The following is a 24,605-nucleotide window of genomic DNA, read 5'->3' on the forward strand; positions in this document are numbered from 1 at the left end:
ACATCAGCCTCGCTCCGATCGTTCCCGCCGTCCTTGTAGCCGACCTGGCCCGGGAAAAGGTCGGCCGCCGGTGACTGGCGGCCGTGGAGGCGACGAAGGGGGCAGGGGCTTCCCGGAAGCGTTCAGCCGCGTTCGCCGCCGACGGCGTTGACCAGCGCCGTCACCGCCTCGCCGGGATGCAAGGCCAGGCGCTGCACCGCATCGCGCGTGACGCGCGCGAGCAGGGTGCTGGGACCGATGCCAAGGCGGAGGAAGCATTCGCGCTCGCCGGCCGGCTCGATGGATTGCAGCAGGGCGGGCAGGGTGTTGTCGGTGGAGAGCGCCGGGGCGGCGCCGCGTGCCACGGCGACGTCGCGCGCCCGCACCCGCAGCCGGACATGGCGCCCGGGGAGGGGGTCGCCCAAGGGCGCCAGCAGCGTGCCGCCGGGGAAGGCGAGCCGGGCCAGCCCGCGCTCCATCCCCGTCACCTCGCAGGTCAGCACCACGCCGGCGTCGCGCCGGGTGGCGAGCAGCGGCAGGTCGGTGCGGGCGGTCAGCGCCTCCAGCGGGCCGGCGGCCTGCACCCGGCCGCCCTGCAGCAGCACCAGCGTGTCGGCCAGGCGATCCGCCTCCTCCATGGCATGGGTGACGTAGAGCATGGGCAGGCGCGCGGTGTCGCGCAGGGCTTCGAGGAAGGGCAGGACCTCGGCCCGGCGGGGCGTGTCGAGGGCCGCCAGCGGTTCGTCGAGCAGCAGCAGGGACGGGCGGGCGAGCAGGGCGCGGCCGAGCGCCACGCGCTGCTTCTCGCCGCCGGAGAGGCGGGCCGGGCGGCGCGCCAGCAGGGGGGCGAGGCCAAGCAGGTCCACCACCTCCCCGAAGCCGGGGCCCTCGGCGCCGCGTGGTGCCCGGCGCAGGCCGTAGCGCAGGTTGCCTTCCACCGAGCGGTGCGGGAAGAGGCGGCCCTCCTGGAACACCATGGCGCAGCGCCGCGCCTCCGGCGGGAGGAAGTGGCGGGCGGCGGTGTCGGTCAGGGGCTGGCCGTGCAGGGCGATGCGGCCCTCCTGCGGGCGCAGCAACCCGGCCACCGCCGCCAGGATGCTGGACTTGCCGCTGCCGGAGGCGCCGAACAGCACCGTGACGCCGGGCGCGGGGGCGGTGAAGGCGGCGTCCAGCAGGAAGCCGGCGGGGCCGGGGAAGCGGTGCCGCAGCGCGACCTCCAGCATCAGCCCCGCCCGAGCCGGCGGGCGAGCCAGCGCGACAGCAGATCCGACGCCAGCAGGCCGAGGATGGCGAGGGCGAAGGAGATGGCCGCCAGCCGCGCCGCCACCGCCTCGCCGCCCGGGCTCTGCGTGGCGCTGTAGATGGCCAGTGGCAGGGTCTGCGTCTCGCCCGGGATGTTGGAGGCGAAGGTGATGACGGCGCCGAACTCGCCGAGCCCGGCGGCAAAGGCCACCACCGCGCCGGAGAGCAGGCCCGGCGCCATCAGCGGCAGGGTGACGGTGAGGAAGCGGTCCAGCCGGCCGGCGCCGAGGGTGGCGGCGGCGTCCTCCAGGCCGCGGTCCAGCCCGTCCAGCGAGAGGCGGATGGCGCGGACGATCAGCGGGAAGGTCATCACGCCCGTGGCCAGGGCGGCGCCCTCGCTGGTGAAGGCGAGGCGGATGCCGAACCATTCGGCGAGCGGCGCACCAACCGGGCCGCGCAGGCCGAAGACCAGCAGCAGCAGCCAGCCGGTGACCACCGGCGGCACCACCAGCGGCAGATGGACCACGGCATCCAGCAGGGTGCGGCCGGGAAAGCGGCCGCGTGCCAGCAGCAGCGCCATCGCGGCCGCCAGCGGCAAGGAGACCGCCACCGCGCGAAGGGAAACGGTGAGCGAGAGGCGGAGGGCCTGCCACTCCTCGGGGGTCAGGTGCATGCGGGGGGAAAAGCCCGGGGGAAGGAATTCCCCCGGACCCCCATCTTCTTTTTGTCGGTTTGGCGGTGCGCGGGCCGCCCGCGTGGGGACTCGAAGAAAAAAGATGGGGGGTCTGGGGGGAATTCATTCCCCCCGGCCTTCTCGCGCGGCACCGCCTCAGCCCGGCAGGGTGAAGCCGAACTGCCGCCAGCGCGGAGCGGCTTCGGGGCCGGTCAGGAAGTCCAGCAGCGCACCGGCCTCGGGGCGGCCCCTGGCGAGGCGGGTCAGGGCGAAGGGATAGCTGATCGGCGGGTGGCTCTCGGCGGGGAAGGTGCCGACCACCGCCACCTTCGCCACGCGCGCATCGGTGCCATAGACGATGCCGAGCGGCGCCTCGCCACGCTCCACCAGAAGGAGCGCGGCGCGCACGTTGTCGGCGCGGGCAAGGCGCGGTTCCAGCCCTTCCCACAGGCCGAGCGAGGTCAGCGCCTGCTTCGCGTAGATGCCGGCGGGGACATGCGCCGGGTCGCCCACCGCGAGCCGGCCGTCCGGGCCGAGGCGGGCCAGCAGGTCGACGCCCTCGCGGGGCTCCAGGGGCTGCGCCTGGTCGGGCGGGGCGATCAGCACGAGGCTGTTGCTCAGGGTGGCGCGGCGGCTGTCCGGCAGGATGAGGTCACGCTTGGCGAGGTAGTCCATCCACTGCTCGTCGGCGGAGGCGAAGAGGTCCGCCGGGGCGCCCTGCTCGATCTGCCGCGCCAGGGTGGAGGAGGCGGCGAAGGAGATGCGCGGCGCCGGATGGCCCGCCTTCTCCCAGGCCGCGGCCTGGGCGCGCAGGGCATCCTGCAGGCTGGCCGCGGCGAAGATGGTGAGCGGGGCCTGCGCGCGGGCGACGCGCGGCAGGGCGGGGGCGGCCAGCAGGGCGGCGAGCAGGGTGCGGCGTTGCATGGGGCGGACGTTATGTTTCTTCGGATATAACGGCAAGCCTGGATTCGGCCCTGGCCGCGTGCTTTGCTCGGCCGATGGCGGAAGGGCGGGAACGGCTGGTGGCGCATCTGCGCGTGACGGTCGGGGCGAACACGCGGCTCGGCCCCGGCAAGGCCGACCTGCTGGAGGCGGTGGGACAGGAAGGCTCGATCAGCGCGGCGGGGCGCCGGCTCGGCATGTCCTACGCCCGCGCCTGGCGGCTGGTGAACGAACTGGAGGCGGGCTTCGGCCGGCCGCTGGTGCAGGCCGCGCGCGGCGGCGGCGGCGGCGGCGGGGCGCGGCTCACGCCGCTCGGCGAACAGGTGCTGGCCGCCTACCGGCGCATGCAGGCGCAGGCGGAAGCGGCGGTGGCGGCGGAGGTGGAAGGGCTGCGTGCGCTGCTCATGCAGTCCGCTCCGGAGCCGGCCTCCCGCGAGGGCGAGGCCGGCGCGCGTGATCAGTAGCCGCGCTTGAGGTAGAGATAGCCGAGCTGGCCCCGCAGGGTCTGCAGGCACTGCTCGGCCGTCATCGTCTCGCTCAGGCCCTTGGGCTCGATCAGCGCCAGGGTGAAGCCCTGGTCGATGAAGCTCTGCAGGTACTGGAGCGGCGGCAGGATCGGGCGGGTGCTGCCCTCGTGGAACTCGACGATCAGCGTCAGGTCCGGGGAGCGCCCAATCAGCGCCCGGGCGCCCTGGAAGACGTAGGGCTCGGAGCCCTCGACATCCACCTTCATCACGTTCACCAGGGGCACGTTGGCCAGCAGCGTGTCGAGCGGCGCGGCCTTGACCTCGACCTGGTGCGAGCCCTGCGGACCGCCCATGGTGGAGCCGCCGCCGGAATACTCGTCCGTGTAGCTGAAGCGCAGCGTCGCCTCCTCGGAATGGACGGCGAGGTTGTGCAGGGTGACGTGCCCATCGAAGCCGTTGATCGAGACGGACTTGCGCAAATGCCTGTAGATCTGCGGATTGGCCTCGAAGGAATAGACCTTGCCGGCGGCGCCCACCCAGGCGGCGCCGAGCAGCGTGTAGTAGCCGAAATTGGCGCCGACATCGAGGAAGGTCATGCCCGGCTTCACCGCCTCGGCGATGATCTTCTCGATCCAGGGCTCCCAGCGGCCTTCCAGCATCAGGTGCGAGCAGATGCCGACGTCGCGCGTGTCCACATAGACGCGGTGGCCGGTGTGGAGCCGGGTCAGCGCCTCGTGGTCGCCAAGATAGATGGTGTGGGCGTTGCGGAGCTGGTTCAGCTGGGACTCCAGCCGGGTGATGCGCCGCACCAGGTTGGTCTCGACCTCCGCCAGCTTGCTCTGGACGGCCTTGAGGCCGGTCTCGACGGCTTCGGCCGAGGTGCCGCCACCCACGGCGAGGCGATCCTGCAATGCCCGGATCCCGGCCTCGACGCTCGCCAGCATCTGCGCGGTGTGGTCGGAAGGTGTCTGCGTCTCGCTCATTCAGATTTCCGGCGGCGCCTTTTTGCGCCTAAAAGGGGAGGGCATCGAGCCGGTGGACAGTGCCCGCCAGGATCGGCCAGAGCAAGGCATAACCGAAAATGCTTCCTATACCCTTTCCGGTTATGCAAGCAGGGCACCGCCGGCCGGAGGTGGCACGCGACCTCCGGCGGCCGGGCGAGGCATGCCGCGCGGCAGGGAGAAACCCTTGATCCTTCACGCTGATTCCATTCCCGATGGGGAAATCGTCCAGGCCGATGTCTGCATCGTCGGCGGTGGTGCCGTGGGGCTGCAGATGGCCCGCCACCTGACCGCCGCGGGCATGCAGGTGATGATCGCCGAGAGCGGCGAGGAGGAGGCCAACCAGCGGGCGCAGGACCTCAACATCGGCACCCAGTCCGGCCGCAATGCCGGCGGGCTGCGCGACATCCGGCTGCGCCAGCTCGGCGGCACCATGCATCTCTGGGGCGGCAACTGCCGGCCGCTCGATCCGATCGACTTCCAGCCGCGGGACTGGGTGCCGAACAGCGGCTGGCCGCTCTCCTATGCCGACATGGCGCCCTATTTCGAGTCGGCCCACAAGCTGCTGCGGCTGGAGGAGTTCGCCTACTGGCCGGAGGCGCCGAGCCTGGTGACCGAGCCCGGCCCGGCGCAGCCTTTCGAGGAGACGCTGTTCCGCCTCACCCGCTTCGTGCCGGGAACCCACGCGCCCTTCCTCGGCGAGTTCGCGCAGTACCACGCGGAGGAGCTGCGGACCTCGGACCGGCTGCGCATCCTGGTCGGTGCCAATGTCACGCAGATCTTCCTGACCGAGGACCGCCGCTCGGTGCGCGAGCTTTACGCGCTCACCTTCCAGGGGCGGGAGCTGCACCTGCGCGCCAAGGCCTATGTGTTCGCCTGCGGCGGCATCGAGACGGCCCGGCTGCTGCTGGCCTCGCGCGAGGACATGCCCGCGGGCATCGGCAACCAGGGCGATTCACTCGGCCGCTACTTCATGGAGCACCCGCACGGGCTGGCGGCCTTCCTGATCGCCGAGAAGTCCAAGGTGCCGGCGCTCAGGCCCTTCAGCCCCGGCGTCCGCGTGGGCGACGCGGTGATCCATCGGCGCATCCGCCTCGCTGACCACACGCAGCGCGAGCTCGGTCTGCTGAACATGATCTTCCAGCTCATCGCGGTGAACATGAAGCCGCATGAGCTGAACCAGTACGAGCCGCATTTCCGCGCTCTGGAGGCGACGGTGGACGATGCCGCCAACTGGCAGCGCTACTACGTCGTCTTCCTGGCCGAGCAGTTCCCCTCGCGCGACAGCCGCGTCACGCTCGGGGCGGAAACCGACTTCTTCGGCATACCGCGCGCCGACCTCAACTGGCAGGTGGGCGACCTGGACTTCAAGACCGTCTCCACCGCGCTCTCCCTGCTCGGCGAGCATGTCTTCACCGCGCCGCACTTCCGCATCAAGGGCCATGTCGCCAAGACGACGAAGGACTGGATCGTCGGCCACGGCGCGCACCATCTCGGCACCACGCGGATGAGCCTGACGCCGAAAGAAGGCGTGGTGGACCGCGACTGCCGCATCCACGGGCTGAGCAACGGCTTCTGCGCCGGCAGCTCCGTCTTCCCGACCGCGGGCATGTCCAACCCGATGCTGACCTCGCTGGCCATCGGCCTGCGCCTGGCCCGGCACCTGGAGACCAACCTGCCCTTCATGCCGCCGCCCGAGGCCGGCATGGCGCCGCGCCGGCCGCGCGAGTTCGAGGAAAGCACGGCGCCGGCCATGGCCTGAGCATGGCCAGGGGGCACCGCCCCCTGGACCTCCGCTGGGATGGCAGTGCCACCCCAGGCCTCGCCAGCAGGCCCTGAGGGGCCGGGCGGAGTGGAGCCGCCCGCGCGCTCAGGCCGTGCGCCGGCGCGGCTTCCCCATGGCGCCCCGCAGGATCTCCACCGCCCACCCGGCCGCAAGGCCCAAAGCGGGGTTCAGGAAGGCCGTCGCGGCGGCCGCGACGCCAATCGCCGGCCAGCAGTTCGGGCGGGCGTCGAAGAGGCGCCGCGACAGCGCCAGGTCGCTGCCCGCGACCAGCAGCAAGGCTCCCACGGCGCTCGGAGGAATGGCGGCAAAGAGAGCGGCGGCGCTGCCCGCGAAGCCGAGCGCCAGAATCAGCAGGGCCGTGCCGAGAAGGACCGGCGCCAGCCCCGTGCGCGCGCCGAAGCGGTGCTGCGCCGCGACGCCGCCGGCGCCGTGGCACATCGGCATGGCACCGAGGGGCGCGAGCAGGAGGTTCGCCACGCCGGAGGTGAGGGCGAGGTTCCGCGCCGTCGCGCGGGCGGCCCGGTCCGGGTAGAGGTCGCGGCAGAGGGCGGCGGTGACGATGACGGCATTCGTCAGGGTGAGCGGCATCTGCGGCAGGACCGCCTGCTCCACCGCCTGCCAGACCGCCTCCCAGCTCTCCGGCAGCACCAGGGCCGGGAGGTGCAGGCTGAAGCCCTGTACCTCCGGCAGGGCGGTGAGGCCGGAGGCAAGGCCCGCGCCCAGGGCCGCCAGCAGCACCAGCGGCGCCACTGGCGCCTCTGGCCACCGGCGCGGCAGGCCGAACAGCAAGGCGAGTGCCGGGAGGCCGATCCAGGCTGCCTCCGCGATCATCCCGAGGCCCAGCCACCCCATGGTGATGCCCAGGCCGAGCTGCAGGCCGGCGGTGACGGATTGCGGGATGAGCCGCGCCACCCGGCCGATGAGGCCGGTCGAGCCGAGAACCAGGAGGAGGGCGCCGATGATGAGCCCGGCAGCGGCCGTGGCCTCCGGGGTGAGCTGGCCGCTCAGCAGGACGGCGGAAATGGCCTTCATGGGCTGAACCGCCATGGGAAGGCCGTAGAACAGCCCGGCCGCCACCAGGGACAGGCCGAAGCCGAAGAGAACCCCCGCCGGAGCGAGCCCTGCCACGGTCATGGCGCCGACGGCATGCGGGATGAAGGTGCCGAGATCCCCGCAGGCCCCCGCGCACTCGCGCGCCAGGCGCCGCCACGGGGCGCTTTTGCCGTCAGGAGGCGGGCTGTCGCTCATGGGGCGTCGTAACGCGCCGCTGGCACCCGTGCCACTGTGAAGTTGGCATGCCGCGTTTCCGCCCTTCCAGGGATGGCGGGGTCCGGGGTGACACTGTCACCCCGGCAGGAGGGGGCCGGGGAGGGCGGCGCCCTCCCCGGGGGTTCAGCGCTTGCGCCGCCCCCCCTTCTTCTTCTCGGGGTCATAGCCGCCGCCGCCCGGCCCGAGCGGCTTCGGCTTCCAGTCCTTCTTCGGCGCGGAGGGCTGCATGGAGCGCCCGGCGCGGTTCGGCTCCAGCGGCGTGTCGAGGCCGAGCTCCAGGCTTTCCAGGCGCTTGATCTCGTCGCGCAGGCGGGCGGCGGTCTCGAACTCCAGGTCGGCGGCGGCGGCGCGCATCTTGCGCTCCAGCTCGGCGATCGCGGCGCGCAGGTCCTTGCCGACGAACTCGGCCGGGCCGGCCTCCTCCGCCCCGGTGGGGGCGACGGTGACGTAGTCCTGTTCATAGACGGACTGCAGCACGTCGCTGATCTGCCGGCGGATGGTCTGCGGCGTGATGCCGTGCGCGGTGTTCCATTCCTGCTGCTTGGTGCGGCGCCGCTCGGTCTCCTCCAGCGCGTTGCGAAGGCTGTTGGTCATGCGGTCGGCGTAGAGCACCACGCGGCCCTCGGCGTTGCGCGCGGCGCGGCCGATGGTCTGGATCAGCGAGGTGGTGGAGCGCAGGAAGCCTTCCTTGTCGGCATCGAGGATGGCGACCAGCGCGCATTCCGGGATGTCGAGCCCCTCGCGCAGCAGGTTGATGCCCACCAGCACGTCGAAGACGCCCTTGCGCAGATCGCGGATGATCTCGATGCGCTCCAGCGTGTCCACGTCGGAGTGCAGGTAGCGGACCTTGATGCCCGCTTCCGTCATGTATTCAGTGAGGTCCTCGGCCATGCGCTTGGTGAGGGTGGTCACCAGCACGCGGCCGCCCCTGGCCATGACGTCGCGGCATTCGGCGAGCAGGTCGTCCACCTGGCCCTCGACGGGGCGGATCTCGCAGACCGGGTCGGTCAGGCCGGTGGGGCGGATCACCTGCTCGGCGAAGGTGCCGCCGGCGCGCTCCATCTCCCACGGCCCCGGGGTGGCGCTGACGAAGAGCGTGTCGGGACGGAAGCTGTCCCACTCCTCGAACTTCAGCGGGCGGTTGTCCATGCAGGAGGGCAGGCGGAAGCCGAACTCGGCCAGGATGGACTTGCGCGCGAAGTCGCCGCGGTACATGCCGCCGATCTGCGGCACGGTGACGTGGCTCTCATCGACGACAAGGAGGGCGTTCTCGGGCAGGTATTCGAAGAGCGTCGGCGGCGGCTGGCCGGGGCCGCGGCCGGAGAGGTAGCGCGAGTAGTTCTCGATGCCTTTGCAGGAGCCGGTGGTCTCCATCATCTCCAGGTCGAAGGTGGTGCGCTGCTCCAGGCGCTGGGCCTCCAGCAGCTTGCCCTCGGCGTTCAGCTTCTCCAGCGTCTGCTTCAGCTCGACGCGGATGTCGCGGATCGCCTGGAGAAGGGTGGGGCGCGGCGTGACGTAGTGGCTGTTGGCGTAGATGGCGACGTTTTCCATCTCGCCGGCGATCTCGCCGGTCAGCGGGTCGAACTCGCGCAGCGACTCGATCTCGTCGCCGAAGAGGGAGACGCGCCAGGCGCGGTCCTCCAGGTGCGAGGGCCAGACATCCACCGTCTCGCCGCGCACGCGGAAGGTGCCGCGCTGGAAGCCGGCATCGTTGCGGCGGTACTGCTGCTCGACCAGCGCCTTCAGCAACTGCTCGCGGCCGATGCGGCCGCCCACCTGCAGCTTGACGACCATGTTGGAGTAGAGCTCGACCGAGCCGATGCCGTAGATGCAGGAAACCGAGGCGACGATGATGACGTCGCTGCGCTCCAGCAGCGCCTGGGTGGCGCTGTGCCGCATCCGGTCGATCTGCTCGTTGATCTGCGCGTCCTTCTCGATATAGGTGTCGGAACGCGGGACATAGGCTTCCGGCTGGTAGTAGTCGTAGTAGCTGACGAAGTATTCCACCGCGTTTTCGGGGAAGAAGGACTTCATCTCGCCATAGAGCTGGGCGGCCAGCGTCTTGTTCGGCGCCAGGATCAGCGTCGGGCGCTGCACCTGCTCGATCACCTTGGCCATGCTGAAGGTCTTGCCCGAGCCGGTGACGCCGAGCAGCACCTGGTCCCGCTCGCCCTGCCGCAATCCTTCCACCATTTGCGCGATGGCGGTGGGCTGGTCGCCCGCCGGCTCATAGGGCGAGACGACCTGCAGCCGCCGGGTCGGCGGCGGGGCTGGGCGCTTGGGCGGCAGGAAGGGCGTGGCGGCGGGGATGATCAGGTTCATGCGGTGCCTACCGGAAGGCGGAGCCCGGATGTGGGGTCAGGGGCGCGGAAACGCCAGCACCCTCCGGGACGTTTAGGGAACATTACCGCCGCCGCCACGGGGAGGCGGGCAGTGGGGCATATTTTTGTGAGCTGGTTACCTTCTTTAAGAGTTATTCACCATTAGCCGGCATGATGTGAGCCAGTCGATCGACCACTGCATCGCCGCGGAGCTGCACAGAATGTGCGAATTGCCTGACGCTTCCAGCCTGACCGAACAGGACATCGCCGAGATCACCACTGGCGCGCGTGCCCTGCCGGGGGAATGGAGCGTGTTCCCGCATGTCAACTTCTCGGGCGAGGTGATCCTGATGCTGAACCCCCTCGCCTGGGAGGATGGGGACAAGGCCATCCTGCTGCGGCGCGACCCGGCAGGCATCCGTGTCCTGCTGAGCGAGGGTGACCGGCTTTCCCTGCGGGCCACGGTGGCCGATCCCACGGCGGCGGTCGAGGCCGCCTGGCGGGCAACGGGCCTGAGCGCCGCCATGGGGCAATGGCGCGTGGCCTGATACGCCGGTCGCCCGGCTTCACGGCCGGACGGAGCGCGGGGGCCGGGGAGGCAGCGCCTCCCAGGGTGGTTCCGGATCAGACCGCCGCTTCGGCGAGGATACGCGAGACATCGCCGCCCCAGACGGTGGCGCAGCGGCGCAGCCATCGGTCGGCCTGGGTCTCGCCGCTTTCCAGGATGGCCTCCAGCGGCGCGAGGTAGCGTTCCTCGTCCAGGGCACGGGCGCGCAGCCCGCTCCGCGCGATGTCCACCACCTCCCGGCCCCAGTCGCGCAGCGGACGGCCGCGGAAAGGGGTGGTGAGGGCACCTTCCGGCACGGCCACCCGCAGCGCCTGCATCTCCGGCACCGTCCAGTCCCGTACCAGGGCATAGGCGGCCTTCTGCGCCGCGTCGTCATAGAGCAGGCCGGCCCAGAGCGCGGGCAGGGCCTGCATCATCTCCGGGCTGCCGGCATCGGCGCCGCGCATCTCCAGGAAGCGCTTCAGGCGGACATCGGTGAAGACAGTGGTCACGTGGTCCGCCCAGTCGCCCATGTTGGCGGTGATCTCCGGGTGCCCGGGCAGGCCACGCGCCATGAACTGGCGGAAGGTGGCGCCGGTGGCGTCGATCCACTTCCCCTCGCGCATGATGAAGTACATCGGCACGTCGAGCACGTGCTCGGCGAAGCGCTCGAAGCCGAAGCCCGGCTCGAAGGCCACGGCGGGGATGCCGGTGCGGTCCGGGTCGGTCTCGGTCCAGACGCGGCCGCGCAGGCTGCGCAGCCCGTTCGGCCTGCCTTCCAGGAAAGGGGAATTGGCGAAGAGCGCGGTGGCCAGGGGCTGCAGCGCCAGGGAGACGCGCAGCTTCTCCACCATGTCGGCCTCGTCGCCGAAGTCGAGGTTCACCTGCACGGTGCAGGTGCGCAGCATCATGTCGAGCCCCATGCGCCCGACGCGGGGCATGTAGTTGCGCATGATGGTGTAGCGGCCCTTCGGCATCCAGGGCATCTGCTCGCGGGTCGCCAGCGGGTGGAAACCGAGCGGGGCGAAGCCGAGGCCGAGGGGCGCCGCCACGGCGCGCACCTCCTCCAGGTGGTTCTCCAGCTCGGCGGCGACGGCGTGCAGCCCGGCCAGGGGGGCGCCGGACAGCTCGAACTGGCCGCCCGGCTCCAGGCTGACCGAGGCCTCGCCGCGCTTCAGGCCGATCGGGTTGCCATTGTCGAGAATCGGCGTCCAGCCATGCGCCTGGAGGCCTTCCAGCATGGCGCGGATGCCCTGCGGCTCGTAGGGCGGGGGCGAAAGATCGCCGCGGCGGAAGCCGAACTTCTCGTGCTCCACGCCGATTCGCCAGGCGGAGCGGGGCTTGCTGCCCTGGGCGAACCACTCGGCCAGCTGCCGCACGGACGTGATCGGCGTGAGATCGGCCTCGCCGGGATTGGACATCGTAACCTTCCGTGCGCACCCGCACGGGCGGCGGCCCGGCGCGGCTTCAAGAACTCAGGTGGGAGCGGACCAGTCTCCCGCCAATGCCTGGAGCACGGCGAGGCCCGCGACCGCTGCCGTCTCCGCCCGCAGAATCCGGGGGCCGAGCGCGGCCGGTGAAACAAAGGGGCGCCGGCGCACCGCGTCAAGTTCCTGCTCCGTGAAACCACCCTCCGGGCCGACCAGAAGGCCGATCGGCAGCGACTGTCCGGCGAGAACCACGCCCACCGGTGGTGCTTTGCCGCGCGCATCGCCGACCAGCAGGGGGGCACCGTCCCAGGCGTCCAGCGCGGCGTGCAGGTCCAGGGGCGGGGCGATCTCGGGCAGGTCGAGCCGCTCGCACTGCTCGGCCGCCTCGCGGGCGATGCTGGCCAGGCGGTCCCCGTTCACCCGGCCGACCACGGAGCGCGCGGTGAAGACCGGCTGAATCCGCCGGACGCCCAGCTCGGTGGCCTTCTCCACCACCCAGTCCATGGCGTCCCGCTTGATCGGGGCGAGCAGCAGGCGGAGGTCGGGGGCGGGCCGCTGCGGGCGGGTCTGCGCCTCGGCCAGGAAGGCTGCGCGGTCCTTGCGCAGGCTGGCGATGCGCGCCCGCCACTCGCCGTCCCGTCCGTTGAACAGCAGCACGGCGTCGCCCTCCCGCCGGCGCATGACCTGGCCGAGATAGTGGCCCTGGCCGGGCAGGGCCGGGGCCTCGGCGCCGTCGCTGAGATCGGCCTCGACATACAGGCGTGGGATGGACATCGGGCACTCCGGCAGGGCTAATGGGGGGGTGATTCCGCATACCGATATCCGCGCGCGCGGCTGGGTCGCGCAACTCCCCCGGGGCTGGCGGCCCTATGCCCTGCTGATGCGGCTGGACCGGCCGATCGGCTCCTGGCTGCTGTTCCTCCCCGGCCTCTGGGCCTTCGCCATGGCGGCCCCGGGCTGGGGGGAGGGGCTGCGGCTCGTGCTGCTGTTCGGCATCGGCTCGGTGGTGATGCGCGGCGCCGGCTGCGTGGTGAACGACCTCTGGGACCGCGATCTCGACCGCCAGGTGACGCGCACCGCCGGGCGGCCGCTGGCCTCCGGGGCGGTGCGGCCGAAGCAGGCGCTGGCCTTCCTGGCGGCGTTGCTGCTGATCGGGCTGGCCATCCTGCTGCAGCTCAACCCGCTCTGCTGGCTGCTGGGCGTGGTCTCGCTGGTGCCGCTGGCGCTCTATCCGCTGGCCAAGCGGGTGACCGACTTCCCGCAGGCGGTGCTGGGCCTGACCTTCTCCTGGGCGGCGCCGATGGGCTACGCGGCGGCGACAGGGCGGCTGGACCTGGCGGCCCTTGCGCTCTACGCCGCCGCCTTCCTCTGGATCCTGGGCTACGACACCATCTATGCCCACCAGGACCGCGAGGACGATGCGCTGGTCGGCGTCCGCAGCACGGCGCTCCGCTTCGGCGAGCGCACCCGGCCCTTCCTGGTGTTCTGCTATGGCGGCATGGTGGGGCTGATGCTGCTGGCCGGCGCGCTGGCCGGGGCGGGGCCGTGGTTCTGGCCGGCCATGCTGCTGCCCGCCGCCGTGCTGGCCTGGCAGATCGGGCGACTCGATATCCATGACCCCGCGCTGTGCCTGAGGCTGTTCCAGCGCAACCGCGAGGTGGGCCTGCTGGTGGCGCTGGCCTTCCTGGCGGGACGGCTGTGAGCGAGGCCGAAGGCTTCATCGCCGCCCATACCGCGCTGGCCTGCCCCGCCCTGGTGCCGGAGATCGAGCTCTACCTCGCCACCGAGATCACGCCGATCTGGCAGGCGACGGAGGACTGGCTGGCCGAGCGCAACATCGAGCCGCCCTTCTGGGCCTTCGCCTGGCCAGGCAGCCAGGCGCTGGCGCGGCTGGTCCTGGACGGCGCCATCCCGGTGGCGGGCCGGCGGGTGCTGGACTTCGCGGCGGGCGGCGGGCTGGCCGCCATCGCCGCGGCGCGGGCCGGGGCGGCTGTCGTGGAGGCGGCGGAGATCGATCCGCTGGCCATCGCCGCAACGCGGCTGAACGCGGCGCATAACGGGGTGGTGGTGGAGACGGCAGTGGCCGATGTGGTCGGCCAGCCCTGCCGCTGGGACACGGTGCTGGCCGGCGACGTCTGCTACGAGGCGCCGATGACCGGGCACATCATGCCCTGGCTGCGTGGTCTCGCGGGCCAGGGGGCGGCGGTGCTGCTGGCCGATCCGGGCCGGGCCTATCTGCCGAAGGCGGGGCTCGTGGCACTGGCGCGGTTCAGCGTGCCGACGACGCGGGAACTGGAGGACCGGGACAGCCGGGACGTGACAGTCTATCGGGTGGAGAAGTAGGAGGCACTGGCCTGCCCTTCGACCGGCAGAGCTCAGAACCAGGGGAGAAAGAATTCTCCCCCGGACCCTCTCATCTTTTTCTGCCAGTTTGTCGCGCTGCCGCAGGCGCTCGCCCCGGGGAAGCCCGGCTCAGCCGATCTGGTTGGTCTGCAGGAAAAGCGCCTGCGAAAGCGCTTCATAGAAACGCTGGAACGGCGCCGGGTCGGAGAGCTCATGCTGGTTGAGCTGGCCCGAGGCGCGGACGATCGTCCTGCCCGCCTCGCCCGGCCGGACCGTGATGGTGAGGCGCACGAGCCCTTCGCCAAAGCGCGTGGCCGACACGGTGCCGAGCACAGGGTCGGCCCGGTCCACCACGAAGCCGAGGTCCTGGAGCGCAGCAAGAACGCCCTGGAACACCTTCGGGCAGTCGGCTGTGTCGAACATGCGGGTCGAGATCGCACGCTGCGCTGCCTGGGTGTTCGTCATCGCCAGGACCTGCTGTCGGCTGTCCGTCTGGCAGGCGCCGAGCAAAGGTATCAGCGTGAGGAGCGCAACAAAAGCCGGGCGATGCATCGTCAGATCTCGTGGGCGGTCAGAAAGGCAGATTGGGCGACGCGCTCGAAAAAGCCCTGGTAGAGCGCCGCATCATCCAGCGTCTCGCCCAGGGCGAGCATCGCGCCGGGCCGGGCCACGCTGCGTTGGAACGTCGCCCGGACCAACGTGCCGGCCTGTCCGGGAAGGGAGCGGACGGAAACCTGCGCCCGAACTCGCGCGCCGGCCAGCTTCGAGCCCACGACCAGGCCCGTGGCCGCCTGGCTTTCCTCGATGGTGAAGCCGAGATCCTGCAAGGCGCCGATGACGGACTGCAGCATCAGCGCCTGATCGCCGGTCTCGAAACGCCGCGATTGCCGCGACCGGGCCGCCGCCGCCGAGGAGGCCGGGGCCAGGGCGGCCGCCTGCTGCTCGGCCGTCGGCGCGCAGGCGCCCGCCGCGGCGGAAAGCGCCGCCAGGCCCAGAACCGCCCTGCGCCGATGCATCAGAAGGAGGAGGTCCGGTAGGAGAAGTCCCGCACGCGGCCGTTCTCATCGAAGCGGATGATGACGGTCAGCGAGCGCTGCGAGGTCTGCGCGGCGCCCGAACGGCCGCTCGCGCCCGCGAGGAAGAGCGCGTTCACCCCGCCGGACGAGCTGGAATAAACCTGCTCGGTGGCGATCCGGTCATAGACCCAGGTCTCGCGCCGATGCTCGTCGCCGGTGACGATGTTGGGCGAGCCGAGGACCGCAGCGACCTCGGCGCCGCTCATCCCCTGGCGGATCTCGCGCTGCACGGTCCCCACGGTCAGGCGGTCGCCGGCGCCTCGGCCGGCGGCGACCTCGCGGGCATGCTCGCTGGCCGGCGTGCACGCCGCCAGCACGGTGGCCGCGGCGAGCGGCAGGAGGCGGTGGAGGAGGCTCATTGCAGTTGCATTCCAGCAGGGGACGTGACGGTTGGGGCCGCGGCGCGGGTGGCGGCGGCCTCGCGCTCCCGGGCGGTGTTCAACTCAGCCACGGGGCGCGGCGCCTCGGGCAGCGGCGCATCCGCGGGGAGTGCCGCCACCGTGCGGTTCAGCGTGGCCTGAAGCGGCTCGAAGAAGTCGCGCTGATAGAATTCCGGACTGTCCACCTGTGCCTCGCGGGTGAGGGCGACGATGGAGGCATTGGCGCGGACCGTGCTCTCAGCCGGACCGCGCGGCTGCACGACCACCGCCATCCGCAGACTTGTGCGCCGTGTGGCGGACACGGTGCGCGCCTCCGGTTCCACGCGCGTGATCCGGTATCCCAGGTCATGGAGGGTTGCGATCACGCCGCGCATCGTGGCGTCGGCGTCGGCCGGCACCGTGCGCGCCTGCATCGCACGCAGCTCGACGGCGCTCTTCTGGCTGGGGACGAACTGCGTTCCGGGCGTGGCGCAGGCCGCCACCGGCCCCAGGAGGGCAAGGGCAAGAAGAACTTGGCGCATGGTTCAGGTCCGCTGTGCGAGGCCCGCGCGGACCTTTTCAAAAAAGCCGCTGGAGAACTCGGGCGCGTTGAGTTCCTCAACGCGGCTGAGGCCCCGGTTGTTCGTCACGATGCGCTCGAAGGAGACCCGCAGGCTGGTCTCCTGGGTGCTCACCTGCCGCGTGGAGAGGGTCGCGCGGATCACCTGATCGGTGTCCCAGACCGGGTTGTACTGCGCGCCGAGCACGGCGAAGGCCACCATCAGCGCGACCTGGCCGACCACCTGTGGCGTCTCGACGGCATCCCGGTCCTTGGAGCCTGCGAGGACGCCAAAGCGCGGCGCGCTTTCCTCGATTGTGAAGCCGAGATCCTGCAGGACCTGGGTGGCCTCGACGAGAAGACGTTCCTCGGAGGTCGCCGGGAAGAGCGTGGTCTGGCGCTCGCGGATCTCCGCCGCGTCGGGGCGAGGGGCGCCGACCTGCAAGGCCGTCCGGTTTGCCCAGTCGGGGTCCTGGCAACCAGCCGCCAGGGCCGCGAGGGGAAGAAGCAGCATCACTTGGCGCAGTACACGCACAGGAAACCGACCCACGTTATTAGCGGAACAAACATGACGAGAATTCAACCGTGGGTCAATAAATTCGAACTCTCATTCGCCTTCTGGGCGCGCCACCTTCGGCAAAGATGGAAGCGGCTTTTCAGGGTCCTGGAGAGTGGCCGAGGCGCTGCCGCGGGCCTCGCGGAGCAAGGGCTGAGGCCTCAGCCCTTGCTCCGCGCCCGCGTCCCGGCAGGCTCCAGCCAGGGTGAGCGGGAACGTCACCCGCGGCCCGGCGCTTGTTTGCCGGGGGGGCGAGGACCGGGTCCCACCCATCAGTCGAGAGGCGCCGCCGGAGCGCTGCCAGGCAGCCAGGGAAACGGCGCCGAAGAGTCGGCCGCCAGGGGCTCGGCAACCCGCTCCCGCAACACTCTGCGGACGGCGATCTGGAGCTGCTGCAGGAGAAGATCCGCCTGCTCGACATCCAGTTCGGAGATCACGGTGGCGGTGGGCATGTCGTGGGTGATGACCACGCGGCCGGAGATGGCCTGGGCACGATAGCTGCTGCTCATGCCGGCAGTCTGGCACAGGCGGCGCGGGAAAGTCACGTCTCCGTGAAGGGGAGGGCCATGCCCTCCCCCGGGGCACGTCAGGCCGCGTTGTCCAGGCCGCCGGCCTCGGCCACCACGCGCAGGTGGCGGTCGGTGTCGCCGAACTGGTTGGCCAGCATGGTCAGCCGCTTGAAGTAGTGGCCGGCCTTGTACTCGATGGTCATGGCGATGCCGCCATGGAGCTGGATGGCCTCCTTGCCGATCAGGTCGGCCGAGCGGTTGACCAGCGCCTTGGCGGCGGCGATGGCGGGGCGGCGCACCGCCGCGTCCGGGTGCTCGGCCATCATCGCCGCGTACATCGCCATGGAACGGGCCTGCTCCAGCGCCACCAGCATGTCCGCCGCGCGGTGCTGCACGGCCTGGAAGCTGCCGATGGTGGTGTTGAACTGCTTGCGCTGCTTCAGGTAGTCGATGGTCAGCTCGTGCAGCGCCTCCATGGCGCCGACCGCCTCGGCGCAAAGGGCGGCAAGGGCCGCATCCACCACGCGCTCCATGAGCGGCAGGCCCTGGCCCTCCGCGCCGAGCAAAGCCTCGGCGGGGAGCTTCACCTGTTCCAGGGTGATCTCGGCGGCGCGCAGGCCGTCCTGCGTCGGGTAGCCGCGACGGCTGAGGCCGGCGGTCTCGGCGGGGAGCAGGAAGAGGGAGATGCCTTCGCGATCCCGCCGGCTGCCGGAGGTGCGGGCGGAGACGATCAGGTGGCTGGCGGTGTCGCCATGCAGGACGACGCTCTTGGCGCCGTCGAGTACCCAGCCGGTGTCGGTCTTGCGGGCGGTGGTGGCGACGTCGAAGAGGTCATCGCGCGACTGGCGTTCGGTGTGGGCGAAGGCGAGGGTGGCGCTGCCCTCGGCGATGGCGGGGATCATGTCCTCGCGCCCGGCGAGGCGGAGGAAGCCGCCGCCGAGCACGACGGTGGCGAGGTAGGGCTCGACGGCGAGGCCGCGGCCGATGGCTTCCATGACGAGCATGGTTTCCACCGGGCCGCCGCCGAAGCCGCCCTGTTCCTCCGTGAAGGGCAGGGCGAGCAGCCCCATCTCGGCGTATTTGGCCCAGAGCTCGGGGCTGTAGCCCTGCGGATGGTCCTGGTGGTGCTTGCGCTTCTCGAAATCGCCGTAGGCGTCGCTCATCAGGCGATCGACGCTTTCCTTGAGCAGGCGCTGTTCCTCGGTCAGGTCGAAGTCCACGTTGTTGTCTCCTTCTGATGGGAGGTCCAGGAACCCCGGGGTTCCTGGCGGGGGAGTTTGAGGGGGCGGAGCCCCCTCAGAGGCCGAGGAAGGCCTTGGCGATGATGTTGCGCTGGATCTCGTTCGAGCCGCCGTAGATCGAGACCTTGCGGAAGTTGAAGAACTGCGGCGCGACGGCATCGGCCCATTCCGGCCCGACCGGCGGCTCGTTGTGCGAATGCGACGGCATCGGCGCGGCGTAGGGCCCGGCGACGGTGACCATCAACTCGGTGGTCATCTGCTGCAGTTCCGAGCCCTTGATCTTGAGGATCGAGGAGTTCGGATCGGGCTTGTCGGCCGCGCGCGTGCGCTGCGCGGCGACGACGCGCATCTGGGTGATTTCCAGCGCCTTCAGCTCGATCTCGGCGATGGCGACGCGGCGGCGGAAATCGGGGTCGTCCCAGAGGGTGCCGTCGCCGGCGGGGGTTTCCTTCGCGCGCTCCTTGACGCGGGCGAGCTTCTCCTTGGAGAGGCCAATGCGGGCGATGTTGGTGCGCTCGTTGGAGAGCAGGAACTTGGCGTAGTCCCAGCCCTTGTTCTCCTCGCCCACCAGGTTCTCGACCGGCACCTTCACCTCGTCGAAGAAGACCTCGTTCACCTCATGGGCGCCGTCGATGGTGATGATCGGGCGGACGGTGATGCCGGGGGTCTTCATGTCCGCCAGCAGGAAGGAGATGCCCTGCTGCTTCTTCGCCGCCGGGTCGGTGCGGACGAGCAGGAAGATCCAGTCGGCGTGCTGGCCGAGGGTGGTCCAGGTCTTCTGGCCGTTGACGACGTAGTGGTCGCCCTCGCGGCGGGCGCTGGTCTTGAGGCTGGCAAGGTCGGAGCCGGCGCCGGGCTCGGAGAAGCCCTGCGCCCACCAGATGTCGAGGCTCGCCGTCGCCGGGAGGAACTTCTTCTTCTGCTCCTCGCGGGCGAAGTTGGCGATGACGGGGCCGACCATCGCCACGTTGAAGGAGAGCGGCATCGGCACCGCGTTGCGCTGGATCTCCTCCGTGTAGATGTAGCGCTGCACGGGGGTCCAGTCCTTGCCGCCCCACTGCACCGGCCAGTTCGGCGTGGCGAGCCCTTCGGCGTGCAGGATGCGGTGCGCCGTCGCGATGTCCTCGCGCTCCAGGTGGCGTCCCTCGCTCACCTTGCGGCGGATCTCGGCGGGAATCTTCGTCTGGAAGACCTGCCGCAGCTCGTCGCGGAAGGCGACTTCCTCAGGCGTGTAGCGGAGTTCCATCGGGCTGCCTCGCTTCAGAGGATTTCGAACAGGCCGGCGGCGCCCTGGCCGGTGGCGACGCACATGGTGACGACGGCGTATCTGACGCCGCGGCGGCGGCCCTCCAGCAGGGCATGGCCGGTGAGGCGCGCGCCGCTCATGCCGAAGGGATGGCCGATGGAGATGGCGCCGCCATCCATGTTCAGCCGCTCCTGCGGGATGCCGAGCTTGTCGCGGCAGTAGATGGACTGCGAGGCGAAGGCCTCGTTCAGCTCCCAGAGGCCGATGTCGTCCACCGTCAGGCCGTGGCGCTTGAGCAGGCGGGGCACGGCGAAGACCGGGCCGATGCCCATCTCCTCCGGCTCGCAGGCGGCGCTGGCGAAGCCGCGGAAGATGCCGAGCGGCTTCAGGCCGCGCCGCGCCGCTTCGTCAGCGGACATGACGACGCAGGCGCTGGCGCCGTCCGAGAGCTGGCTGGCGTTGCCGGCGGTGATGTACTGGCCCTCGCGCACCGGCTTCAGCTTGGCGAGACCTTCGAGGGTGGTGTCGGGGCGGTTGCCCTCGTCGCGCGAGAAGAGGCGCTTCTCCATCCGCGTCTCGCCGCTGGCCTTGTCGGTGACGGCGCAGGTCACCTCCATCGGCGCGATCTCCTCGTCGAAGCGGCCGGCCTTCTGAGCCTCGGCGGTGCGCTGCTGGCTGAGGAGCGCGAATTCGTCCTGCGCCTCGCGCGAGATGCCGTAGCGCTCGGCGACGAGGTCGGCGGTCTCGATCATGCTGTCGTAGAGATGCGGCTTGTGCTCGACCAGCCACGGGTTGCGGATGGCGGCGCGGTCCACCTTCGGCACGGTCAGGCTGATGGATTCCACGCCGCCGGCAACGGCGACGTCCACGCCGTCCACCATCACGCGGCGGGCGGCGGCAGCGATGGCGTCCAGGCCCGAGGCGCAGAAGCGGCTGACCACCAGCCCGGCGGTGCTCACCGGCAGGCCGGCGCGCAGCAGGCCGGCGCGGGCGATGTTGCCGCCCGTGGCGCCCTCGGGGTAGCCGCAGCCCATGACGACCTCCTCCACCTCCGGCGGCGCCACCTCGGCGCGCTGCAGGGCGTGGCGGATGACATGGGCGGCCATGTCGGCGCCGTGGGTGACGTTCAGGCTGCCCCGGGCCGCGCGGCCAACCGGCGTGCGGGCGGTGGAGACGATGACGGCTTCCCTCATGCGGGCGTTCCCTCTGTTCCGGCGCCTCGCGCCGTCGCTTCCTCTTCTTCCTCGCGCAGCCGGGCGGCGAGCAGCTTGCCCGCCGGGCTGCGCGGCAATGCGCCGCGCAGCTCCAGCGCGGCGGGCATCTCGTGGCGGCCGATGCGGTCGGCCAGGAACAGCTTCAGCCCCTCCAGCGTCAGCACCGGCGCGGTGTCGCGCAGCTTGACGAAGGCCTTGGCCGCCTGGCCGCGATAGGCGTCGGGCACGCCGATGACGATGCATTCCTCGACATCCGGGTGCTCGTAGATCGCCTGCTCGATGGCCGCCGGATAGACGTTGAAGCCGGAGGAGATGATCATGTTCTTCCGCCGGTCCACCAGGGTGAAGTAGCCCTGTTCGTCCATCCAGCCGATATCGCCGGTGCGGAACCAGCCGTCGTCGAAGCAGGCGGCGCTTTCCTGCGGCTGGTTCCAGTAGCCGACGAACACGTTGGGGCCGCGGATGGCGATCTCGCCCTGCTCGCCGGGCGGCAGCTCCTGGGTCGGGTCATCCAGGGCGACGACGCGCATCTCGATCCCCGGCAGCGGCAGGCCGATCATGCCGGGGCGGCGCGGGCCGTTCTTGGTCAGACGGGCGCCGGCGGGGCTGGTCTCGGTCATGCCCCAGCCGCCGCCGATGCGCTGGCCGAGCAGCGCCTCCAGCTTCTGCTGCACCTCGAAGGGCATCGGCGCGCCGCCGGAGCTGCACTGCTTCAGCGAGGAAAGGTCGCGCGCCTCGATGCCGGGCAGGTTGAGCAGGCCGATCCACATGGTCGGCACGCCGGGGAAGACGGTGATGCGGTGGCGCTCGATCTCGGCCGCCGCCGTCTCGGCCTCGAAGCGCGGGTAGAGGTAGAGGCAGTTGCCGTCGGCCATCTGGCGCAGCAGCACGGCGGTCAGCGCATAGATGTGGAAGAGCGGCAGCACGCCGAGCACGCGCTGCTCCCCGCGCGGCAACGTGTCGCTGTCCTTCCAGGCCTGGTAGATCGAGACCGCCGAGGTCAGGTTGCGGTGCGTCAGCATCGCGCCCTTGGGCCGGCCGGTGGTGCCGCCGGTGTATTGCAGCAGGGCGATATTCGTCTCGTCGAGCGCCGGCCACGAGGCCGGAAGGGCGTCGGCGAGCGGCAGCGGCTGGAAGTCGGGCTGCGCGGGGGCGGGGGTGCCGCCCCAGGCGGCGTCGGGCGCGACGAAGGCCGCTTCCACGCCGCCCTCGCGCAGCAGGCGCAGCGCGTTGGGCAGCAGGGTCGGGAAGTCGGTGGTGATCAGCCAGCGGGCGCCGCTGTCCGCAACCTTGTGCAGCAGCTCGCGCGGGGCATCGAGCGGCGAGAGGTGCACGACGCGCCCGCCCGCCCGCAGCACGCCGAAGAAGCAGGCCGGATGCCAGGGGGAGTTCGGCAGGTAGAGCGCCACGGCCTCGCCCGGCCGCAGCCCGGCCTCCATCAGCCCGGCGGCGACGCGGTCGGCGGTGTCGCGCAGGGCGGCGAAGCTGACGGGATGGTCGCGATAGACCAGGGCGGGGCGCTCGCCCCACTCGGCCGCGACGCGGTCCAGCAGCGCCGGGATGGTGCCGCTGGCGATCGGCGTGTCCCAGCGCGCGCCGGGAGGGTAGGAGGCCTCCCAGGGATAAGGGCGCGGCATGGCGGCTAGGCGGCCTTGGTGTTGTTGTTGCCCTGGGGCTTCAGGGAGCCGAAGCCGGCGCCCTCGGCGGCGAGCTGCCGCAGCAGGGCGGTGGGACGGAGGCTCTCGTCGCCGGTCTGCTCGGCATAGGCGGCGAGGCGCTCGACGATGCGCTTCAGGCCGACGGCATCGGCATGGTGCATCGGGCCGCCGCGCCAGGCCGGCCAGTTGTAGCCGTAGAGCCAGACGACATCGATGTCGCCGGGGCGGGCGGCGATGCCTTCCTCCAGGATGCGCGCGCCCTCGTTGATCATCGGGTAGATCAGCCGCTCGGTGATCTCTTCCTGGCTGATGGCGCGTCGGGTGATGCCGAGTTTCTGCGAGACACCCTCGATGAGGCTCTGCACCTCGGGGTCCGGCACGCCGGCGCGGGCGCCCTCGGGGTAGGCGTAGTAGCCGCGGCCGGCCTTCTGGCCGATGCGGCCGGCCTCGCAGAGCGCGTCGGCCACGGGTGCGGTCGCGCCGGTCGCCTTGCGGACGCGCCAGCCGATGTCGAGCCCGGCGAGGTCGGCCATGGCGAAGGGGCCCATGCGGAAGCCGAAATCGGTCAGCGCCTTGTCCACCTGCGCGGGCGTCGCGCCCTCCTGCAGCAGGCGCTCGGCCTGCTGGGTGCGGCGGGAGAGCATGCGGTTGCCGACGAAGCCATGGCAGACGCCGACCACGACCGGCACCTTGGCCAGCTTCTTGCCGATGGCGACGGCGGTGGCCAGCGCCTCGGGCGAGGTCTTCTCGGCGCGCACCACCTCCAGCAGCTTCATCACGTTGGCGGGGGAGAAGAAGTGCATCCCCAGCACGTCCTGCGGGCGGGAGGTCGCGGCCGCCATGGCATTGATGTCGAGATAGGAGGTGTTGCTGGCGAGGATCGCGCCGGGGGCGATGCTGTCCAGCTTGCCGAAGATCTCCTTCTTCAGCCCGAGTTCCTCGAACACCGCCTCGACCACGAGGTCGGCCCCGGCGGCGGCCTCCAGCCCCACCGCGCCCTCGATCAGCGCGAGGCGGGCGTCGCGCGCCTCCGGCGACAGGCTGCCGCGCTTGACGGAGGTGGCATAGGTGTCGGCGATGCGCTTCTGCCCGCGCTCCAGCCCGGCCTGGTCGGTCTCGATGATGCGCACGGGGATGCCGGCATTGGCGAAGCTCATGGCGATGCCGGTGCCCATGGTGCCGGCGCCGAGCACGGCGGCCTGGTTCACCGTGCGCGGCTTGGTCTCCTTCGGCAGGCCGGGGATATGCGCGGCCTGACGCTCGGCGAAGAAGACATGGCGCAGCGCCTTGGAGCGCGGGTCGTCGCGGAGGGCGACGAACAGCTCGCGCTCGCGCTTCATGCCCTGCTCCAGCGACATGTCGAAGCTGTTGCGCACGGCCTCGACGATGGCGGCGATCTGCGGCTCGTCCGCCGCCCGCTTCGCGAGGGCCTTGGCGGCCTCCTCGAAGGCCTCGCGGGCGCCGGGGGCGGTCAGGCGGTCGGTGCGGGTGTTCAGGCGCGCGGGGAGGGGAGCGGCGGCGAGCGCGCGGACCTTGGCGAAGGCGGCCTGCAGCAGGTCGCCCTCGGCCACGGCATCGGCGAGGCCCATCCCGACCGCCTTTGCGGCGGGGATCTTGTCGCCCGAGGCGATCATCGGCAGGGCGGCGGCGGGGCCGATCAGGCGCGGCGTGCGCTGGGTGCCGCCGGCGCCGGGCAGCAGCCCGAGCTTCACCTCGGGCAGGCCGAGCTGCGCCTTCGGGCCGAGGATGCGGGCATCGCAGCCCAGCGCCACCTCCAGCCCGCCGCCGAGCGCCACGCCCTGGATGACGGCGACCACCGGCTTCGGGCAGGCCTCCAGCGCGGCCACCACCTCGGCCAGGGCGGGCGGAACCGGCGGCTTGCCGAACTCGCTGATGTCGGCGCCGGCGATAAAGGCGCTGCCGGCGCCGGCGAGCACCAGCCCGGCGGCTTCCGGGTCCTGCGCCGCGCGCTCGGCCGCGGCGAGCAGGCCGGCGCGCACCGCGGCGGAGAGGGCGTTGACCGGCGGGTTCTCCACCGTGGCGACGGCGATGCCGTCCTGGATCCGGTAGGACACGACCTCTGGCATGGCGCTTACCCCTCCCACACTTTGCAAATTCTGCAATGCGGAATTAAATTCCGCAGAATTGTGCTGGGTTGGTCGCGCAAACCGCCCGCGCCGTCAAGCG

At 71.3% G+C, this 24,605-nt stretch carries 24 protein-coding genes; 5 read left to right on the forward strand and 19 right to left on the reverse strand.

The genetic code is table 11. The features are described 5' to 3' along the window. Positions 1 to 122 precede the first annotated feature (122 nt). The 3 genes from modC to modA all read right to left on the reverse strand — a co-directional run bounded on the left by modC (position 123) and on the right by modA (position 2,818). Positions 123 to 1,202, reverse strand: coding sequence for a molybdenum ABC transporter ATP-binding protein (gene modC, locus QMO56_RS12530; RefSeq protein ID WP_283526167.1), 1,080 nt, complete (start codon positions 1,200 to 1,202; stop codon positions 123 to 125). After that, entirely contained in the window at positions 1,202 to 1,894 is a 693-nt protein-coding gene (gene modB / locus QMO56_RS12535; protein WP_283526169.1) for a molybdate ABC transporter permease subunit, read from the reverse strand. Before modB ends, modC begins: the two co-directional genes overlap by 1 nt. A gap of 156 nt (positions 1,895 to 2,050) precedes the next feature. Further along, on the reverse strand, positions 2,051 to 2,818 hold the full coding sequence (modA, locus tag QMO56_RS12540) for a molybdate ABC transporter substrate-binding protein (RefSeq protein WP_283526170.1): 768 nt from the start codon (positions 2,816 to 2,818) through the stop codon (positions 2,051 to 2,053). A 74-nt stretch (positions 2,819 to 2,892) separates the two neighbouring features. Between modA and QMO56_RS12545 the strand changes: the two genes are divergently transcribed. Then, complete coding sequence (locus QMO56_RS12545) at positions 2,893 to 3,300, forward strand: winged helix-turn-helix domain-containing protein (RefSeq protein ID WP_283526173.1); 408 nt, start codon at positions 2,893 to 2,895, stop codon at positions 3,298 to 3,300. Here QMO56_RS12545 and QMO56_RS12550 read toward each other — a convergent pair. Further along, positions 3,294 to 4,286, reverse strand: coding sequence for an FkbM family methyltransferase (locus QMO56_RS12550; RefSeq protein ID WP_283526175.1), 993 nt, complete (start codon positions 4,284 to 4,286; stop codon positions 3,294 to 3,296). The genes QMO56_RS12545 and QMO56_RS12550 overlap by 7 nt on opposite strands. Before the next feature lie 205 nt (positions 4,287 to 4,491). Here QMO56_RS12550 and QMO56_RS12555 point away from each other — a divergent pair, with 205 nt between their 5' ends. After that, positions 4,492 to 6,066, forward strand: coding sequence for an FAD-dependent oxidoreductase (locus QMO56_RS12555; protein ID WP_283526176.1), 1,575 nt, complete (start codon positions 4,492 to 4,494; stop codon positions 6,064 to 6,066). 108 nt (positions 6,067 to 6,174) lie between these two features. Here the strand turns inward: QMO56_RS12555 and QMO56_RS12560 are convergent, their stop codons facing one another. Both QMO56_RS12560 and uvrB read right to left on the reverse strand, forming a co-directional pair. Then, a complete protein-coding gene (locus QMO56_RS12560) occupies positions 6,175 to 7,338 on the reverse strand; it encodes a putative sulfate/molybdate transporter (protein WP_283526178.1) in 1,164 nt (387 codons plus the stop codon). A gap of 144 nt (positions 7,339 to 7,482) precedes the next feature. Then, entirely contained in the window at positions 7,483 to 9,681 is a 2,199-nt protein-coding gene (gene uvrB, locus QMO56_RS12565; RefSeq protein ID WP_283526180.1) for an excinuclease ABC subunit UvrB, read from the reverse strand. A gap of 229 nt (positions 9,682 to 9,910) precedes the next feature. On the opposite strand from uvrB, the gene QMO56_RS12570 reads away from it, so the two are divergent. Then, positions 9,911 to 10,228 (forward strand): hypothetical protein, encoded by a 318-nt coding sequence (locus QMO56_RS12570; protein ID WP_283526181.1) that lies wholly within the window; start codon positions 9,911 to 9,913, stop codon positions 10,226 to 10,228. A gap of 76 nt (positions 10,229 to 10,304) precedes the next feature. On the opposite strand, the gene QMO56_RS12575 is transcribed toward QMO56_RS12570, so the two are convergent. Both QMO56_RS12575 and QMO56_RS12580 read right to left on the reverse strand, forming a co-directional pair. After that, entirely contained in the window at positions 10,305 to 11,648 is a 1,344-nt protein-coding gene (locus QMO56_RS12575; RefSeq protein WP_283526182.1) for a glutamate--cysteine ligase, read from the reverse strand. A 54-nt stretch (positions 11,649 to 11,702) separates the two neighbouring features. Next, positions 11,703 to 12,431 carry a 16S rRNA (uracil(1498)-N(3))-methyltransferase gene (locus QMO56_RS12580; RefSeq protein WP_283526184.1) on the reverse strand — a complete coding sequence of 243 codons (729 nt, stop codon included), beginning with the start codon at positions 12,429 to 12,431 and terminating at the stop codon, positions 11,703 to 11,705. Here QMO56_RS12580 and ubiA point away from each other — a divergent pair. Beyond that, positions 12,424 to 13,359 carry a 4-hydroxybenzoate octaprenyltransferase gene (gene ubiA, locus QMO56_RS12585; protein WP_283526185.1) on the forward strand — a complete coding sequence of 312 codons (936 nt, stop codon included), beginning with the start codon at positions 12,424 to 12,426 and terminating at the stop codon, positions 13,357 to 13,359. The genes QMO56_RS12580 and ubiA overlap by 8 nt on opposite strands. Beyond that, positions 13,356 to 14,000, forward strand: coding sequence for a methyltransferase (locus QMO56_RS12590; RefSeq protein WP_283526187.1), 645 nt, complete (start codon positions 13,356 to 13,358; stop codon positions 13,998 to 14,000). The genes ubiA and QMO56_RS12590 overlap by 4 nt, the downstream gene beginning before the upstream one ends. 129 nt (positions 14,001 to 14,129) lie before the next feature. On the opposite strand, the gene QMO56_RS12595 is transcribed toward QMO56_RS12590, so the two are convergent. The 11 genes from QMO56_RS12595 to QMO56_RS12645 all read right to left on the reverse strand — a co-directional run bounded on the left by QMO56_RS12595 (position 14,130) and on the right by QMO56_RS12645 (position 24,505). Then, positions 14,130 to 14,552 (reverse strand): hypothetical protein, encoded by a 423-nt coding sequence (locus QMO56_RS12595; RefSeq protein ID WP_283526188.1) that lies wholly within the window; start codon positions 14,550 to 14,552, stop codon positions 14,130 to 14,132. A gap of 2 nt (positions 14,553 to 14,554) precedes the next feature. Further along, the gene (locus tag QMO56_RS12600) at positions 14,555 to 15,016 is read right to left on the reverse strand and encodes a hypothetical protein (protein WP_283526190.1); all 462 of its coding nucleotides are present in this window, start codon (positions 15,014 to 15,016) and stop codon (positions 14,555 to 14,557) included. Further along, positions 15,016 to 15,435, reverse strand: a complete 420-nt coding sequence (bamE, locus tag QMO56_RS12605; protein WP_283526192.1) for an outer membrane protein assembly factor BamE — start codon at positions 15,433 to 15,435, stop codon at positions 15,016 to 15,018. Before bamE ends, QMO56_RS12600 begins: the two co-directional genes overlap by 1 nt. After that, positions 15,432 to 15,977 carry a hypothetical protein gene (locus QMO56_RS12610; RefSeq protein WP_283526194.1) on the reverse strand — a complete coding sequence of 182 codons (546 nt, stop codon included), beginning with the start codon at positions 15,975 to 15,977 and terminating at the stop codon, positions 15,432 to 15,434. Before QMO56_RS12610 ends, bamE begins: the two co-directional genes overlap by 4 nt. 3 nt (positions 15,978 to 15,980) lie before the next feature. After that, positions 15,981 to 16,439 carry a hypothetical protein gene (locus tag QMO56_RS12615; protein ID WP_283526196.1) on the reverse strand — a complete coding sequence of 153 codons (459 nt, stop codon included), beginning with the start codon at positions 16,437 to 16,439 and terminating at the stop codon, positions 15,981 to 15,983. Positions 16,440 to 16,822: 383 nt separating this feature from the next. Next, positions 16,823 to 17,059 carry a hypothetical protein gene (locus QMO56_RS12620; RefSeq protein ID WP_283526197.1) on the reverse strand — a complete coding sequence of 79 codons (237 nt, stop codon included), beginning with the start codon at positions 17,057 to 17,059 and terminating at the stop codon, positions 16,823 to 16,825. Between the two features lie 77 nt (positions 17,060 to 17,136). Next, positions 17,137 to 18,279 (reverse strand): acyl-CoA dehydrogenase family protein, encoded by a 1,143-nt coding sequence (locus QMO56_RS12625; RefSeq protein ID WP_283526198.1) that lies wholly within the window; start codon positions 18,277 to 18,279, stop codon positions 17,137 to 17,139. Between the two features lie 76 nt (positions 18,280 to 18,355). Continuing rightward, a complete protein-coding gene (locus QMO56_RS12630; protein WP_283526200.1) occupies positions 18,356 to 19,546 on the reverse strand; it encodes an acyl-CoA dehydrogenase family protein in 1,191 nt (396 codons plus the stop codon). A gap of 14 nt (positions 19,547 to 19,560) precedes the next feature. Further along, positions 19,561 to 20,739 carry an acetyl-CoA C-acyltransferase gene (locus QMO56_RS12635; protein WP_283526201.1) on the reverse strand — a complete coding sequence of 393 codons (1,179 nt, stop codon included), beginning with the start codon at positions 20,737 to 20,739 and terminating at the stop codon, positions 19,561 to 19,563. Then, entirely contained in the window at positions 20,736 to 22,397 is a 1,662-nt protein-coding gene (locus QMO56_RS12640; RefSeq protein WP_283526202.1) for an AMP-binding protein, read from the reverse strand. The genes QMO56_RS12635 and QMO56_RS12640 overlap by 4 nt, the downstream gene beginning before the upstream one ends. 5 nt (positions 22,398 to 22,402) lie before the next feature. After that, entirely contained in the window at positions 22,403 to 24,505 is a 2,103-nt protein-coding gene (locus QMO56_RS12645; RefSeq protein ID WP_283526203.1) for a 3-hydroxyacyl-CoA dehydrogenase NAD-binding domain-containing protein, read from the reverse strand. Between the last annotated feature and the right edge of the window lie 100 nt (positions 24,506 to 24,605).

Origin of the sequence: Roseomonas sp. E05, assembly GCF_030063475.1 — a bacterium.
In the GTDB taxonomy this organism is placed as follows: Bacteria; Pseudomonadota; Alphaproteobacteria; order Acetobacterales; family Acetobacteraceae; genus Pseudoroseomonas.